This window comes from Shewanella sp. TB7-MNA-CIBAN-0143 (assembly GCF_040310065.1).
GTDB lineage: Bacteria > Pseudomonadota > Gammaproteobacteria > Enterobacterales > Shewanellaceae > Shewanella.
This window is the reverse complement of sequence record NZ_JBEOPL010000100.1, coordinates 1-272: the sequence shown is the minus strand read 5'-3', so window position 1 is coordinate 272 and position 272 is coordinate 1. Positions and strand designations below refer to the sequence as shown.

The window sequence follows — 272 nt, the reverse complement described above, 5'->3', positions numbered from 1 at the left end:
ATGCAAAGGTATGTAATGAAAAACAGCCATGACATTATTGTCTTTTAAAAAATTAATCAATTCAGTTCTTAATTTAATACTTTTCACTTTTATATAAAACATATGACCATTATGAATGCAATCTTTAGGAACTATTGGTAAATCTATAGCTTCGATGCAAGATAACTCATCAGAATAATAATTCCACGCATTTAACCTTTCAGATAAAATATTTTCGGCGTGTTCTAATTGCGCGAAAAGATAAGCCGCTTGAATATCAGAAGGTAAATAAG

1 protein-coding gene is annotated in these 272 nt (G+C 29.0%); it reads right to left on the bottom strand.

The window, feature by feature from the left end; genetic code table 11:
- Positions 1 to 272: DegT/DnrJ/EryC1/StrS family aminotransferase (locus tag AAEY97_RS21275; RefSeq protein WP_351001339.1), on the bottom strand; the 272-nt coding region annotated here is incomplete at both ends.